The organism is Bacillus sp. V3-13, assembly GCF_002860165.1.
In the GTDB taxonomy this organism is placed as follows: Bacteria; Bacillota; Bacilli; order Bacillales; family Cytobacillaceae; genus Bacillus_BJ.
Genome location: NZ_PGUZ01000007.1, coordinates 12333 through 27978, shown reverse-complemented (window position 1 = coordinate 27978; position 15646 = coordinate 12333). Strand labels below are relative to the sequence as shown.

The 15646-nt window shown below is 38.6% G+C and carries 17 protein-coding genes and 1 pseudogene; 3 read left to right on the top strand and 15 right to left on the bottom strand.

The features are described 5' to 3' along the window. Positions 1-212: 212 nt before the first annotated feature. Positions 213-1013, bottom strand: a complete 801-nt coding sequence (locus CU633_RS02790) for an SDR family NAD(P)-dependent oxidoreductase (protein WP_101658212.1) — start codon at positions 1011-1013, stop codon at positions 213-215. Between the two features lie 212 nt (positions 1014-1225). Beyond that, a complete protein-coding gene (locus CU633_RS02785; RefSeq protein ID WP_101658211.1) occupies positions 1226-1705 on the bottom strand; it encodes a GNAT family N-acetyltransferase in 480 nt (159 codons plus the stop codon). A gap of 242 nt (positions 1706-1947) precedes the next feature. On the opposite strand from CU633_RS02785, the gene CU633_RS02780 reads away from it, so the two are divergent. Beyond that, positions 1948-2424 (top strand): DUF2512 family protein, encoded by a 477-nt coding sequence (locus tag CU633_RS02780; RefSeq protein WP_101658210.1) that lies wholly within the window; start codon positions 1948-1950, stop codon positions 2422-2424. Positions 2425-2563: 139 nt separating this feature from the next. On the opposite strand, the gene CU633_RS02775 is transcribed toward CU633_RS02780, so the two are convergent. From CU633_RS02775 to CU633_RS02765, 4 genes are all read right to left on the bottom strand, one after another. Continuing rightward, positions 2564-2854, bottom strand: a complete 291-nt coding sequence (locus CU633_RS02775; RefSeq protein ID WP_101658209.1) for a hypothetical protein — start codon at positions 2852-2854, stop codon at positions 2564-2566. Between the two features lie 62 nt (positions 2855-2916). Then, positions 2917-3087, bottom strand: coding sequence for a hypothetical protein (locus tag CU633_RS22675; RefSeq protein WP_180954835.1), 171 nt, complete (start codon positions 3085-3087; stop codon positions 2917-2919). 182 nt (positions 3088-3269) lie between these two features. After that, positions 3270-3578, bottom strand: coding sequence for a hypothetical protein (locus CU633_RS02770; protein ID WP_101658208.1), 309 nt, complete (start codon positions 3576-3578; stop codon positions 3270-3272). A 219-nt stretch (positions 3579-3797) separates the two neighbouring features. Further along, complete coding sequence (locus CU633_RS02765; protein WP_101658207.1) at positions 3798-5327, bottom strand: DHA2 family efflux MFS transporter permease subunit; 1530 nt, start codon at positions 5325-5327, stop codon at positions 3798-3800. A 183-nt stretch (positions 5328-5510) separates the two neighbouring features. Between CU633_RS02765 and CU633_RS02760 the strand changes: the two genes are divergently transcribed. After that, positions 5511-6404 carry a TetR/AcrR family transcriptional regulator gene (locus CU633_RS02760; RefSeq protein WP_101658206.1) on the top strand — a complete coding sequence of 298 codons (894 nt, stop codon included), beginning with the start codon at positions 5511-5513 and terminating at the stop codon, positions 6402-6404. Between the two features lie 718 nt (positions 6405-7122). On the opposite strand, the pseudogene CU633_RS23200 reads toward CU633_RS02760, so the two are convergent. Continuing rightward, a pseudogene (locus CU633_RS23200) lies at positions 7123-7260 on the bottom strand (hypothetical protein); the annotation flags it as partial. A gap of 78 nt (positions 7261-7338) precedes the next feature. After that, complete coding sequence (locus CU633_RS02755) at positions 7339-8553, bottom strand: MFS transporter (RefSeq protein ID WP_101658205.1); 1215 nt, start codon at positions 8551-8553, stop codon at positions 7339-7341. 203 nt (positions 8554-8756) lie between these two features. Here CU633_RS02755 and CU633_RS02750 point away from each other — a divergent pair, with 203 nt between their 5' ends. Then, positions 8757-9128 (top strand): winged helix-turn-helix transcriptional regulator, encoded by a 372-nt coding sequence (locus tag CU633_RS02750; RefSeq protein WP_101658204.1) that lies wholly within the window; start codon positions 8757-8759, stop codon positions 9126-9128. Between the two features lie 504 nt (positions 9129-9632). Here CU633_RS02750 and CU633_RS02745 read toward each other — a convergent pair. From CU633_RS02745 to CU633_RS02715, 7 genes are all read right to left on the bottom strand, one after another. Further along, positions 9633-10394 (bottom strand): SDR family NAD(P)-dependent oxidoreductase, encoded by a 762-nt coding sequence (locus CU633_RS02745; protein WP_101658203.1) that lies wholly within the window; start codon positions 10392-10394, stop codon positions 9633-9635. A 35-nt stretch (positions 10395-10429) separates the two neighbouring features. Beyond that, the gene (gene hisD, locus CU633_RS02740) at positions 10430-11719 is read right to left on the bottom strand and encodes a histidinol dehydrogenase (protein WP_101658202.1); all 1290 of its coding nucleotides are present in this window, start codon (positions 11717-11719) and stop codon (positions 10430-10432) included. A gap of 146 nt (positions 11720-11865) precedes the next feature. Then, entirely contained in the window at positions 11866-12636 is a 771-nt protein-coding gene (locus CU633_RS02735; RefSeq protein ID WP_101658201.1) for an HpcH/HpaI aldolase family protein, read from the bottom strand. 145 nt (positions 12637-12781) lie between these two features. Continuing rightward, positions 12782-13483 (bottom strand): alpha/beta fold hydrolase, encoded by a 702-nt coding sequence (locus CU633_RS02730; protein WP_101658200.1) that lies wholly within the window; start codon positions 13481-13483, stop codon positions 12782-12784. After that, positions 13480-13929, bottom strand: coding sequence for a hypothetical protein (locus CU633_RS02725; protein WP_101658199.1), 450 nt, complete (start codon positions 13927-13929; stop codon positions 13480-13482). Before CU633_RS02725 ends, CU633_RS02730 begins: the two co-directional genes overlap by 4 nt. A gap of 24 nt (positions 13930-13953) precedes the next feature. Continuing rightward, positions 13954-14559 carry a hypothetical protein gene (locus CU633_RS02720; protein ID WP_101658198.1) on the bottom strand — a complete coding sequence of 202 codons (606 nt, stop codon included), beginning with the start codon at positions 14557-14559 and terminating at the stop codon, positions 13954-13956. 30 nt (positions 14560-14589) lie between these two features. Further along, positions 14590-15612, bottom strand: coding sequence for a LacI family DNA-binding transcriptional regulator (locus CU633_RS02715; protein ID WP_142383387.1), 1023 nt, complete (start codon positions 15610-15612; stop codon positions 14590-14592). Between the last annotated feature and the right edge of the window lie 34 nt (positions 15613-15646).

The following is a 15646-nucleotide window of genomic DNA, read 5'->3' as shown; positions in this document are numbered from 1 at the left end:
GACAAGGCAATGCCTGGGTCGCCGTATTCCCTCGACAGCTGAGCTGGCCAGCGAACTGACGGAGTGGGAGCAGGAACGTAACAACCAGCAAAAAGGAGTGGATTGGCAATTCACAACTGAAGAAGCAAGGATCAAATTAAAAAGGCTTTACCCACAGATTAAAGCTTGATGATCTACTAGTTCTTTTTACGCTTATATCCCTCTCTTTGTTTTTATTGGCTCGCTACCGACCCGCCATCAACACGAAGGTTCACTCCATTAATAAAGCCGGCCTGGCTTGAAGCGAGGTACACAACCGCAGATGCGACTTCTTCGACTGTGCCTGGCCGTTTCACTTCTACATGCGGACGGTTTTCCTTCAGAAATTGCTGAACAGCTTCGTCATAGCTGATGTTCTGCTTTTTGGCATTATCTTTTAACAAGTTCTCCAACATTGGTGTCATGATAAATGCCGGGGATACGGTATTGACTAAAATTCCCTGGTCCGCATATGCTTTTGACAAGCTTTTCGTAAAATTGATCAGAGCCGCTTTTGACGCATTATAATGAGGCATGAATGGATCAGGCTGAACACCGGATTCTGAAGAAATATTGATAATACGTCCATTGCCTGCCTTTTTCATATAGGGGATCACCGCTTTTGTGACACGCACTGTCCCAAAAAGATTAATATCAAAAAGACGTTGCCAATCCTCGATTTCCAGGAATTCGAACTCATCAAATCCACTGGCAATCCCCGCATTATTGACAAGAATGTCAATCGTGTGGAAACGATCAATGGCTGCTGAAACCAGGTGATCAACATCCTCTTGTTTCGATAAATCTGCTTGAATGGCAAGTACGTTCCCACCATTCTGCTCTATTTCGTGCTTAGCTTCATTCAATGCTTCTTCACCGCGTGCACAAATGACGACATTTGCTTCTTCTGCTGCTAACGCGATGGCAATGGCTTTCCCGATCCCCTTACTGCCGCCAGTCACAAGTGCAGTTTTATTTTTTATACCAAGCTCCATTTAATATCATCCTCTCTTACCAAAATTGCGTTTAGTAACACTTAATATAGAGTATAGAACATCTGAAGACAATTGATTTGTCTGCATCCGCACTCTAGTTCATCACTATTAGACAAAAGCAGCACATTAACCGTCTTGCTGATGCAGCGTTGTAAACTATACTGCTTTAACATGCATACCTTATTCTTGCCCATGGGATATAATCAAGATTGCTATTTGATTAATTTTTCCATTATGACAGTTTTTACTTGAAAGCCATTAGGATTCGTGACCGTTTCCTCTTTGTGCAATTTGTAACCGATAGACTCGTATAATCGAATATTTTTAGGTAAGGACATTCTTACCCTGCATTCGATTTTCGTTTTACCATCTTTTATCGCGTAATTTTCCAGCCACAATAACATTGCCTTGGCCAGCCCCTTCCCCCGTGCATAAGGTGGAACTGATACTCGTGAAAAATATAAGGATTGCAGTTTTGTACTGAATCTTAGCGTGCCAACAGGTGTTCCATTCAAAAAGCATAATAAAATTTTTTCAGCACCATTCATAAATGAGTTTTCTATGGACGTTTCTGATTCATTCAATGCACTAGAAGGTATCTCAAGGTATCGATACTCTTCAAAGGCTTCTAACATTAGTTTATAGGCAGTGGCGATATCTTCTCTTTTTCCTAATTTAATTTCTACGTTCACAGTTCTTCCCCCAAAACGCTACTAATGTTCAATGCATATAAATAAAATTCTTCACTTATTTTAGATTTCCTTCTGCAGTTAAACTTCTTCATTATTCAATGAGGAAATTCAATAATGTTCTTCAATAGAGCGAAGTTATCGAAAAATTTAAACTGGTCGGATCGGGTCTCCTGCATCTAAGATTCCTGAGTATACTTTGAAACAGGACGAGCAAAATAAACTCAAAAAGGAGTTGTGGCAAAATGCGGCATGCTTTGGCGATTTCGATCAAGTTTATTGCGACGCTTATTATTCTTGGTCTTATTCTTGGGCTATTTTACAATTTAGGATTTACGGAAGTTCTGATCATAACAGTTGTGTTCACTGCTTTAAGTTATATTCTGGGTGATTTATTTATATTGCGGAGAACAAATAATTTATCAGCTTCGCTAGCCGACTTTGGGATAGCATTTATTGTCATTTACTTTATGAGCACAAATATGGCATATGGGGACGATTTCTTTACAGCTTCTTTATTTTCCGCCGCCGTGATCACATTCTTTGAATATTTGTATCATCGTATTGTACCAGGACGTGCGGATAGAAGAGAAATAACTGCCGGGATACAAAATGAAACTCTGAACAATAGTCGCTTTCAAACTGAAGCGGCAGAAGAACTGACACCTGTGAGACCCGATGTCAGAAGCCCAAAAAAGAACAACTCAAAAAAGAAAACGTAATAGCTCAGCCCAATTTTATAATTGGGTTTTTATATATAATGAAACCTGTTATCTTGTGTCATGGCATGAAAAGCCAAACTAGAGTGTATTGGCTGGCTGCAATACACTCAGATTATAATTATGTCTGTCAAAACACCACTTAAGGAGTATACTGTTCCCCATTATATTCATCGCTGAACTCAAACACATAGGGTGGTAATTCAGAATCCGATACAGGTGCGTTTGTAGAAATACGATCCTCCCAGCGGCGATTTGCTTCATAAAATTGATCTTCAAGAAATCCAGCTTGTTCATGTGTAAGTTCTAATACAATTTCATTGTTACTATCGTCAAAAGCTTTTAAAAGAACGTAGCTCTCATTATCACGAGTCACATTGCCCACTTTCAGATACAAATTTTTGATTTGATATCTTACCTTCATGCTGTCCATTAAAAACACCTCATTTTATACGCGGTTGAAATAGAAAACGCCAATAAAGGCATTTTTAAATATTATTGGTTGTTATCAAGCACATTCCTTTTCGGATTGATTCGATCGCTATCCAGGCTGATATTTGCTTCTGATGCAGCCTCACCAAATGTTTCGATAAACCCTTGTCGTATGTCGGTCATCGCATCATTATTTTGATTGTTGTTATTTTGCTGATTTGGATTTGGATCCATTTTGTCACCTCCAAATGTTAGGATGTGTAAACGACATCATTTTAAACCTATCCGATAGTTTGTACTCAGAACCTTGCTTTGTTTATTTCAAAAAATTTAGTTTGTTTCGATCCACTAAAAAACCAGCTCAAATGGCTGGTCTTCAAACGATCTTATTTTATTTTTCTGCATTGGCGTATCAACTAACCAGCATAATTCTCCGATTGTTCCTGTACATCCTCTTCATCTGGCTCAGCCGGTGCATTTTCTACTTCCGGGTGTTCTGTTTTTACATCATTATGTTCTTCTTGCAACTCTTTTTCGGCTTCTTTAATGTTTTCCCGATCCTCTTGCATAGCTTCTTTTTCATCTTGTTGGAGCTGTTGTTCGTCCTGCATATCCTGTTGCTCTTCCGGTGGAGGTTCTTGCTCACTGCCACATCCAGTCAGACCCAAGGCTAAAGCCATCGCCAGTCCGCCAGTCAGTAACTTTGACTTCAAATCAAGCTGCATAAATTTCCCCTCCATAGTGAATGAATTTTATTCCCCTAGAGGAATTTAAAACTACATTCATTTTTTTCACCTTATGGAGTTAGGCTAAACTCATTTGGGGACAAACAGGAAAATGGTACCGTGGTAGTTTAGTCGGTATCCCGCATAACAAAAGCTTCTTATCAATGTTCGATAAGATGCTAAAGCACAAGCAGTGATCACATGCAAAAATACAGCGGTTTAATTCTCCACCAGCTTATTTCCAACCTTGCTCCCGGAAGCTGTTCCTTCTATTATATCTTCTGCTGGTTTTGCACGCTTGATAAAGAAAGCAAGAACAAGAGCAACGCCTGCAATAAGAACTGTCACAAAGAATGCATCATTAATTCCTTCCAACATGGCTTTCATTGTGATCTGTTGTTTCATTTCAGCAAGTGCAGCTGGTGTTGGTTGTCCTGTCAAGTTTTTCATGGCAGAAGCAGCGAGTTCTTCCGCATGCGTTTCTGTGCGGATTGACATAACCGTGACCAACAAAGCCGTTCCAATCGCACCGGAGACCTGCTGCAGGGTATTGTTCATGGCTGTACCGTGCGGATAGAAGCGAGCCGGCAATTGATTTAAACCATTGGTCGTAATCGGCATATTTACCATTGACATCCCAAACATCCGGACAGTATATAAAAGAATTAACTGTGTATAGGTCGTCTCAAATGTCAACCTACTGAAATAATAACTTGTTACCACGGTAATGCTTAAGCCGATGATCGCCAGCATACGACCGCCAAATTTATCAAATAATCTGCCGGTAATGGGTGACATAACAGCCATTACAATGGCACCAGGCAGCATCATAAGGCCCGCATCAAGTGGGGAAATCCCTCGTATCGTTTGCACATAGATCGGTGTAAGCAGCATACCAGAAAACATCGCCATTGTAACGACCATCGAAATGGCCGATGATAAAGCGAACATTGGGTATTTAAAGATCCGGAAATTCAACATCGGCCGATCTTGCATCAATTGACGTAAAATAAACACGACCAATGAAACGGCTCCAATGAATAGGGTTCCATACACTTGTGGGCTGTCCCAGCCTTTAGAGCCGGCAGAGCTGAAGCCATACAGCAAACCACCAAATCCTGCACTTGACAGCAAAAGTGATACAAAATCAAGACGAAGATCCACTTTATCTTTTTTATCTTTAAGCAAGAAGATGCCACTCAATAGAATTAATGCTGCAAATGGCGTTACAAAGTGGAAAAGCATTCTCCAGTCGTAATGTTCAATGATCCATCCTGATAAAGTCGGACCAATCGCTGGTGCAAACATTAGGACTAAACCGAAAACGCCCATCGCTGCTCCCCTCTTTTCGACCGGGAAGCTAATTAGCATCACATTCATTAATAACGGCATCATGATCGCTGTTCCCGTAGCCTGGACCATCCGGGCAATTAATAAAACCGGAAATGCATGGGCAATACCGGCGATAATCGTCCCGGCTGTAAATAAGCCCATCGCTATTAGGAACAGACGGCGAACCGAATACTTTTGAATCAAGAAAGCTGTGGTTGGAATCATAATCCCGTTTACCAGCATAAAACCTGTAGTGAGCCACTGCACGGTCGATGCATCAACTTCCAAGTCCGTCATAATCGACGGCAGTGCGATATTTAATAATGTATTATTTAAAAATGCAATAAAAGCGCCAACCATCAGGACAGCGAGAATCCCGTATGGCGGACGACCATTCTTATTTATGGAATGAACCATTGTTTTCCTCCTGTAGACGTTTAGTTCATTTTTTTATACTCTTGTTACACATAAACAATATACTATACCAACAGTACAAATTCTGCAATAAAATAAACCCTTATTTTATGGGTTTGTATAAAAGGAGAAAATAATGTACGATGATTTTTATACAGGAAGTCCAACTTAAATAAAGGTGATTAGATGAACGACCGGAAACAGCACGTTATTGAAATGGCACACCAATTATTTATTGATAAAGGGTTTCAAGCCACGTCCATTCAAGATATTTTGGACTACAGCGGAATTTCCAAAGGAACGTTTTATAATTATTTTTCTTCTAAAAATGAGTTATTAATCGCTCTTTTTAAAATGATTTACAAGAAAATGGAAAAAAGCAGGAACGAATTGCTAATAGGCCAGGATCCTTCAAATATTGACATCTTCATTAAGCAGATTGAATTGCAATTGAAGACAAATCGAACAAATAAGTTAATTTCCCTTTTTGAAGAAGTGTTTTTTTCAAATGATCCAGAGCTTAAACAGTTTATAAAACAAGGTCAATTGAGAACGCTTCGCTGGTTGTACCAGCGGTTTAGCGATATTTTTGGTGAAAGTAAAAAGCCCTATTTGTTAGATTGTGCCATCATGTTTATGGGGATTCTGCAACAAAACCTTAAATATCATGAGCTGGCATATGGATCAACTTATAGCGTCCATCAAGTGGTCCGCTATAGTGTAGAACGAGTAGTCGGGATGGTTGACGAAGTTGCAAAATCAGGTGATCAATTAGTACAGCCTGAGCTTTTAGAGCGCTGGCTGCCTGACTGTAAAAAAGCGGAGCTGGCGTTTCAGCAGGAGCTTTATCATACTGTATTATCTTTAAAAAAAGCGCTGAACCATCAGGGTGAACAGAAAAAATATATGGAGTTGCTGGACTTCATTCAAGATGAGCTATTGCATTCAAAAGACCCACGGAAATTTCTGATTGAAAGTGCCCTTTTATCTTTAAAAGCGGTGCAGCCAGCTCTTGAAAAAAACTACTTGCAAAAGCTTGAGCAACTTGTGGAAGTTTTTTTCATCGAACTGAGGAATTAAGTTAATTTTGCTATTATGAACATTAAATTTATAATTTTAAAAAATTTTGATTCTCCTATAAAAACAGTCATTTTTAATGCAAAGCTTGATCTCACTTGCTTATTTATTATGATTGGATCAACTTCTTGCTTTTTCAGAAAAAAGCTAATCATGTAAATAGGCTCATTTCCTTAGGTATATGCACATCCAAAGCAATCTTTAAAGAATATAGTGGTATTGTGATGAATAACTAGTTCTACAAGTAAAACAAAAGGAGATGGAATTTAATGCATTTTCAATACCCTCATGAACCTTTCGTCTATGCTAATTATCAACCTAATGCTTTTGAAAATCGTATAGTGCCAGGAGTTTTTCCAGGAGGTCAACAGATCCAAGGATATGAAGGAGAATATTATGGTCGCCCGCGTTTACGTTGTCGGTGGATTTACTGCTGTAGTCCGTCCTCTCCGTATGATTACAATTATTGAAAACAAGCAAGCTCAGGACTGATTTTGGTCTTGAGCTTTTTATCATGTAGCTTATTCTCAAGTCTACTCTTGATCCTCCACATATAAATTCGTGGGATTCTTTTATGAGATAGGTTAGGTTGTAGGTTTTAAACCAATCGAACTCTCATTGGGACGGATCACTCCTCTTATTTTAAGTAGAAAATAAGAGGGTGATCCTTTTCTAAAAAGGATATAAACGAAGAAATGCGTCTGTATCCTTCTGCATCTTATTAAAAGTCAAAGTTGTCCGGATCTGGATCAACTCGAAAATTCTGATTTAATGCATAAATTCGCTTCATATCTTCTTCCGTTAATTCAAAATCAAATACCGTTGCATTTTCAATAATTCGGTGTGCTTTTGTAGATTTTTGCGATCATAATTGACCTCCTAAATGTTTTGAACTGAAATTTGATTAGAACTGTACCCGTATAGGTAATTTCTAGAATTAAATACACTTTAATTCTTTCTTCATTACACTTTGTTGATCTCTTTTCTCTAGAGCTCGGCTCCAACCGGTTAACACCACGGCTCCTAAAACCATTAATGCTCCTATCCAAGCCGTGTGAATGAGTCCAATAGAATCTGTGATGACTCCACCCAAGTATGAGCCAATCGCGATTCCGGCGTTAAATGCTGCAATATTGATTGCAGAAGCCACATCCACTGCGCCCGGTACAAAACGCTCAGCTAGCATCACGACATATACTTGCAGCCCGGGCACGTTCATAAAAGCTAGTAACCCCATTAAAATGATCGTAATGAATCCAGCTACTTTAAATGGAGCCGTGAATGTTAAGATAAAAAGCACAATTGCTTGCATAATAAACATATAGAATAATGCAACAATCGGATTGCGGTTAGCTACCTTGCCTCCAAATACGTTACCGATTGCAATTGCCATACCATAGACAAGTAAAATGGCAGCAACAGTTTCTGCTTTAAACCCTGTTACATCCTGAAGTAATGGAGACAAATAAGTGAAGACAACGAAGGTACCTCCATACCCTAAGGCAGTAATCATAAATAAAAGTAATAAACGACCATTTGTAACCAGTTTGAACTGATCGCGGAATGTTGTGCGGGTACCCTTTGGCAAATCAGATGGTACAAGGATACTGTTGGCAATGAAAGCAATAATTCCGACGATAATAATAGCGATAAAGGCAAATCTCCAGCCAAATTGTTGCCCAATAAAAGTACCAAAAGGCACACCAGTAACGGTTGCCACGGTGAGTCCTGTAAACATAATGGAAATCGCACTAGCTCTACGATTTTCTGGTACTAAATTAGCGGCGATAGTAGAGCCGATTGACATAAATACACCGTGCGAAAACGCAGAAAGGACACGAGCAACCAGTAAAATTCCCACACTCGTCGCACTGGCCGCAATACTGTTGCCAACAATGAAAATAATCATAATCCAAAGCAATAAAGATTTGCGAGACATACTGGATGTCAGCGACGTTAGGATAGGTGCTCCAAATGTTACCCCTAGGGCATATAAAGAAACGGTTAACCCGGCTGTGGTAACAGAAATGTGTAAATCTTGAGCTATAAGTGGTAATAACCCTACACTGATAAATTCTGTTGTCCCAATTGCAAATGCACTCACTGCTAATGCCAGTAGTGCCAATGTACTTCTTTTTTTATCTATAGGTATGTTTGCTCCTCCTAATCATTGTCTTGTTGTATGGTTTACTTGCTGCATGCAGACTATATAAATAAAAGAGTATGGTGAAAAATAACCGGCAAATGTTATTATGAGATATATGGGTCAAATAGAAAAGAACGTACTTTTAAGTACCATAGGCACTAAAAAGTACTATAGATACCTTTTAGTTCCTATTAACTGGGAGGAAGAATATGCAGATAAAGAAATACAATATTGCAGTTGAAGCAACACTGGAAGTAATCGGAGGAAAGTGGAAGTGTGTGATCCTTTGCCATCTAACACACGGTAAAAAGCGCACAAGTGAATTGAAACGTCTGATGCCAAATATTACACAAAAAATGCTAACCCAACAATTACGCGAGTTAGAAGATGATGGAGTTATTAATCGTATTGTTCATCATCAAATTCCGCCAAAAGTGGAATATGAACTCAGTGAATACGGCTGGAGCTTACAAGGTATTTTAGACTCTTTATGTACGTGGGGCGAAACACATATTACGAAAGTGTATGGAGATAAATTTGCTGTCTTGGAGGAGAGCATTCTAAATGATAAATTGAAATAACTTATATTTAAAAAATTTGAATTCTTTAACCTTTCCTATTGGAACGTAAAAACAAAAAACCGAAATTCCGTTACGTTGAAGCTTCGGTTTTGTTTTTAGAAACATATGGATAAACTATTTTCGGGTGTAGGTAAAAGAACAATCACAATAGGGGCGCTCTCCTTGACATTAGTTCTCTGATAAAAAATGTTTTCCCAAATAATACTTATAGTTTATTCAAATGGAAGCATAAGATAATGAACAGCTAAAAAATTTCTAGCGGTGGATAACTGCTATATAGAAATAGACAAGACCCTTATGGACTTGTCTTAAACCTTACTTTGGATATACAAGGAATTGCTCTTTCTCTTTGTCTGTTAAATCGTCAGGGTTACACCCTTTTTCATCGCAATACTGGAATACGTACTTGGGGGACAGGCACCTTCCTTAACATTTAAAGGATTTTCCAAAAAGGTACTTTTTTTGAAAAATCCTTTGTAAAATATAACCAAGTTCTCTGTTTTACTAGATTGCTGTCCACCCTCCATCGACTTTTATTGTTTCACCCGTGACAAAGTTTGCCATATTAGAAGCTAAGTACAGTACCGCTCCTGCCACATCTGAGGGTTGAGCAAGCTTACCTAAAGGAATTCTACTTAAGACATCCTTATAAAATGCTTCATCATTAAACATATTAGAAGTAAACTCAGTTTCAATGAAGGTTGGTGCAACGGCATTTACTTTTACGTTAAAAGGAGCCCACTCAATAGCTAATGCTTTGGTAAGTTGTACCGCACCCCCTTTACTTGAACAGTACGCGGATCGTTTAATATAACCAACAAAGGCCATTTGTGAAACAATATTAATGACTTTTCCTTTCTTTTGAGCAATCATATATTTTCCTGCACGTTGAGAAGTAAAGAACGTTCCTTTTAGGTTTGTATTGATAACAGTGTCCCAATCTTCCTCCGTTACCTCAATTGCAGGTTTAGGAATATTTACACCTGCATTATTCACCAAAACATCCAGCCCGCCTAAAGAACGAATCGCATCATCTACCATGTTGTATATCTCTTCCACATTTTGAATATCAGCCACAATATAGGAACAATGAGGACAATACCTCTTTAGTTCTTCGCTAGTGGACGCTAATGCGTTCTGATTTCTTCCTGTGATAACAACATTTGCGCCCAATTTAGCAAAAGAAATCGCAATATCCTTCCCAATTCCTTTACTGCCACCTGTGACAATTACCTTTTGATCCTTTAATTCAGAAAAATAAGACATTTATATACCGCCAATCCTGAATATTAAAAATAAGATTAACTTGTCACTGTTTTATTGCCATATCGTCTGACACGAAGTAATGCTTGTTCGCGATGGCCCATGAAGTTTTCTAATTCGCATAATCGAGCGGCATATTCACCAATAAATGCACTGGCTTCCGGAGTACATTTCTGATAGGTACAAGTCTTTATGAATTTTCCAACCCAAAGTCCACCAGTGTAACGTGCAGCACCCTTTGTAGGGAGGGTATGGTTTGTTCCAATCACTTTATCTCCATATGCAACATTCGTTTCTGGTCCCAAAAATAAGGCGCCGAAATTTTTCAGATTCTCTAAGAAATAGTCGGGATTTTCCGTTAGTATTTCGACATGTTCAAAAGCTAATTTATCAGCTTCTTCCACTGCTTCTTCTAAACTGTCGACAACAATAATTATTCCGTTTTCTTCCCAAGCTACCCGTGCCACATCTGCCGTTGGCAGGACTTTTAATTGCCGTTCGATTTCAATTAATGTTTCCCTTACAATCCTTTCAGAGGTGGTGATTAAAGCTCCTGGGGATGTTGGACCATGCTCGGATTGACCGAGGATATCACAGGCTATCATTTCAGGGTCTGCCTTGTCATCAGCAATTACCAAGATTTCAGTTGGTCCGGCAAGAAGATCAATGCCTACAATTCCATACAGCTGGCGTTTTGCTTCAGCTACATAGGCATTTCCAGGGCCGACAATCATATCTACTGGTACGATTGTTTCTGTACCAATCGCCATTGCCGCTAAAGCCTGAACTCCACCAAGGATATAAATTTCATCTGCTCCTGCAAGAGACATGGCAGCAACCGTTGCAGCCGGAATTTCTCCATTAATTGGCGGCGTACACGCAATCACTCGTTTTACTCCTGCCACTTTTGCAGTTAAAACGCTCATATGTGCCGAAGCAACCATTGGATATCTTCCTCCAGGGATATAGCATCCGACACTGCCGACTGGGATATTTTTATGACCTAGTGTTATTCCTGGTAATGTTTCAACTTCAATATCTCTAATCGTAGATTTTTGTTCCTCCGCAAATCTTCTTACTTGAGCCTGTGCAAATTTAATATCATTTATGGTCTCTGTTGGTACAGACGTCATAATTTCCTCTACTTGTTCATGAGTCAGTTTAAAGCTTTCTGGTGACCATTTGTCTAAACGCTTCGAAAACTCCCTTACAGCTGTATCGCCATTTTGCTTTACCTCTTCTATCATCGTTTTCACTGTTTGGTATACAAGCTCCTCTGAATGAGCAAGTTCTTCCCTCGTTTTTCCAACCTTTAAAAATTGTGCCATCATCATACCCTCCTATGAAAATCAAACAACTTTTTTCGATTTAAACAATCCTCTCGATCTACTTATTGGTTTTTCCCAAAATTCTCTCGAAACCTAATTATGATTTCTGTTATAATGCATTGAACAAACAACTGTTACTTTACCATTTAGTTTCTATGTCTGCCCCAGACATCTACATATTCATTTAAAGTTTGATTAAGAAGAGAATTAAATACAGCGACAACAAATTGTGTTCCTTGGGCATACACTGCCTCTATTTCATTGATAGTAGGAGCAATAGTCCCAATGACTAAATTGTTATTCAGTGCTCTATCATGCAAATTCGTGATTACTTTTTGAATCTCTGGGTGCTTAGGCCCTTCCTTCCTAAATCCTGAGCTTACTGCCAAATCGAGCGGTCCAATAAACGCAACATCAATCCCGGGAACACTCATAATCTCATCGAAATTTTCCACCGCTTCAGGTGTCTCTATTTGGACAATAATGAGTAAGTTTTCATTTTCATGATCAAGGAAATCTTCTCCGCCTAATCTGCCATAATTGGCGGTTCGAATCGAATAGGTCGTTCCTCTTTCTCCAACAGGCGGGTATTTTGCTTTTCTCACAATTTCCTCCGCTTGTTTTTTAGTTTTAACCATTGGGATCTGAATCCCCCCAGCTCCACGATCCAATGTTTTTTGAATACATGACGGATCATAGGAAATTCTGACAATGGGAATTATGTCAACGCAATCTGCAGCGCGTATTAAATGCTCGATCTCTGAATCAGAAAATCCCCCATGCTCATTATCAATCACCACAAAATCGAACCCCGCTAATCCAATCATTTCAACTAAAGCTGGCGAAAAGATATTAAGAAATATCCCTAAAGTCCGCTCCCCTTTTTTCAGGCGTTGTTTCACTTTATTGATTCTCATCTCTCCAATTCCTCTCCAAATATATGTCCTTGTTTAATGGGAGTAAACGACGAAATCTTCCTGTGAAAGATCGTGATATCCTATATTCACAAGAAGATTTCTATACTGGAAAATAAAAACTGTAATGAAAGACGACGATTCATTATCACTTTTGAAGCCATTCCAAGAGATAACTCGTAACACATTCTCCCTTTTCTATAGTGCTTAAATGGCCACACTCTTCAATCACAACCAGCTTCGATTTTGGAATTCGCTCTGCCATTTTTTCATGTAAAGTAAGCGAACACAATCGATCATCCCTACCGGTTAAAACAAGGGTAGGACAAGAAATACCAGCAAGTATATCCAGACTTCCCGATCTGTTCATTAGTGCTGTAAGTTGTCGAATATATGATTCTGGTCCTATGTTTAAGGCCATGTCTATTATTAATTTCCTAATATGATTGTCTTTTAGTTTACTTGGATGTATTAGATTTGGAAGTAAGTATGTTGGAGTAATGTCTTCGAAGAACCCAGCCTTACATAAATCGATGTACTTTTGAAATGTTTGCTTTTGTTCTTCAGTAGGAGGATATGGATTCGTATCTAGAAGTGCCAAACGTCTTATTCGTTTTCCAGCTTGCCGCGTGATCTCTAAAGAGACCATCCCTCCCATAGAAAGCCCTGCTAACGAAAATTCCCCTTGTACTTCCTCTAATATTGCGGATGCCATTTCTTTAATGGAGTCAGATTGAGAAATGTCAGCAACTGTAACATGTGCAATATTTTTTAAAGTCTCTATTTGATGCTGCCAGAGTCTTTCATCACAGAGAGTACCGGGAATGAGCACTACCTTTTCCTTACTCATTTCGGTTCAATTTCATGGTTCTCTTTTATTTTGAACATCCAGCCTTCTTTGCAGTCTATGTTTTCATAACCATACCAGACGCCTTCTGGAATGGAAATCAAATCCCATTGATCAAGCTCTAATTCCCCATCAATCTCATTAAATTCATTTCCCCAATAAACGCGCCATTTGCCTGAAATTGAAAATAAAGCAGTCACATAATCATGTTTTTGGAAATCTGTCTTCGCGTTCGCGGCTAAGCAATACTTTGAAAGTTGAAAATCATGCGGATCTGTTATGAAACCTTCTGCACCAGGAAACTGGCCCGTTGTATCACCAATTAAAGTAAAAGACCGTACTGGCTGGCCATTCTGTGATGTCAACTGTTTTTGACGAACAATCCAATTACTTTCCATTTCTTCTATACTTCTTTTTGGATAACCTTTTGTCGGTAATAAAATTTCCATCTTTTCTCCCTCTTCCTCTTAAGTCTATGCCATCATTTCGATAACTTTTTTATACAGATCTCTTTCCATTTCCTCAAAATTCTCAGGCTTGATAAGACGACCTTTTTCATCTGATTCAATACCAAACTTTTTAGCCTCTTCAATAATAGATCGTGGCCAATAAGGATCTTTCGCTTCAAATACTGGATGGTCTTCCGTAACAGCGAAAATCCATCCTTCCTTTTCAGTGAGATTTTCAAATCCCCGCCAAAGCCCTGCAGGTAAACTGATATAATCCCCTGGTTCGATGATGGATTCTCCATCAATTTCATCTGGACTATTGCCGAAATAGAAGCGCCATTTGCCTGTAAGAGGCATAAATGATTCGATATAGTCATGAGTATGATACGCAGGACCACAGAATTGTGGAGCTTTTACAATCCCAATTTGAAATTTATGAGGCTGGGTTAAAAAGGGTTTATAATCAAGATTTTCACTGGCAGTGGCACCAATTACTGAATAATTTACTCGATAATGGCGATCCAAAATACTATCAATATACATAAACGGAACGCCCATGGTTTCTTTTAATTCTTTAAATCTAACGACTCTCTTTAACATCTCATCTTTTGTTATTTTTTTTTCACTCATCCGTATTTCTCCTTATTAATGTTTTTTTGTTTATTTGGAAACAGGGCCTGTCGTTTTTCGAATAATGAGTTCAGGCGCCAGTTCTATTTGAATGGACTTTTCTATCATTTCTTTTCCCTCAATTAATAGGAGTAAATTTTCCAAGGCTAGAGAAGCCATGGTAACAATATTTTGAGAGACAGTTGTTAGGCTGATTAGATGGTTGGCTGAAAAATTGATATTATCATATCCGATGATAGAAAGATCTTCAGGCATTTTGAGGCCTTGCTTAGCTGCAGTATCCATTATGGCTAAGGCTATTTGATCGGAACCAGCAAAAATTGCAGTTGGCCTATTATGAGTAAAAAGAAGGGTAATGACAAAGGTTAGTATCTCTTGAAAGGATAGTTCTCCCTTATAAACCAAGCTATCATTATATGGTATTTCATATTTTTTCAAAGCGTTTACATACCCTAAATGCCGATGATAAAGATTCAAAAATCGATCAGGCCCGGATACAAATGCAATTCTTCGATGACCCAAATTTATGAGATGTTCTGTCGCCAGATATGCACCTTTTTCATTATTCAACACTACAAAATTAGCATGAGCATAATCATCCACCGGGCTATTATATAAAATAATAGGAAAACCTGAATCGTAAAGTTCTTTAATTTTTTTATTAGACCGATTTATAGAACCGATGATAATCCCATCTACCCTTTTTCCAATCAGGGTTTGGATGGCTTGATCCAAATTATCATTTTGGTAATCGGTATAACTGATAATGACATCATAATTTTGGTCATTAGCTCTTTTCATAATTATATTGGAGGACTCAGCATAAAATGGATTGGTGATATCGCCAATGATTAAGCCGATTGTTCTTGTTTTTTTCTCCGCTAAGCTTCTTGCAATCTCATCACGAGTAAAATTTAACTCCTTAATCGCAGATAAGACCTTCTTTTTCGTTTCTTCCTTTATATGCGGATAATTATTTAATACCCGCGAAACTGTTGATTGGGACACTCCTGCTTTTCTCGCCACATCATAAGCATTTATACTATGTTTCATTTCAACCCTCACAATAAATCATGACCCCTTTTGA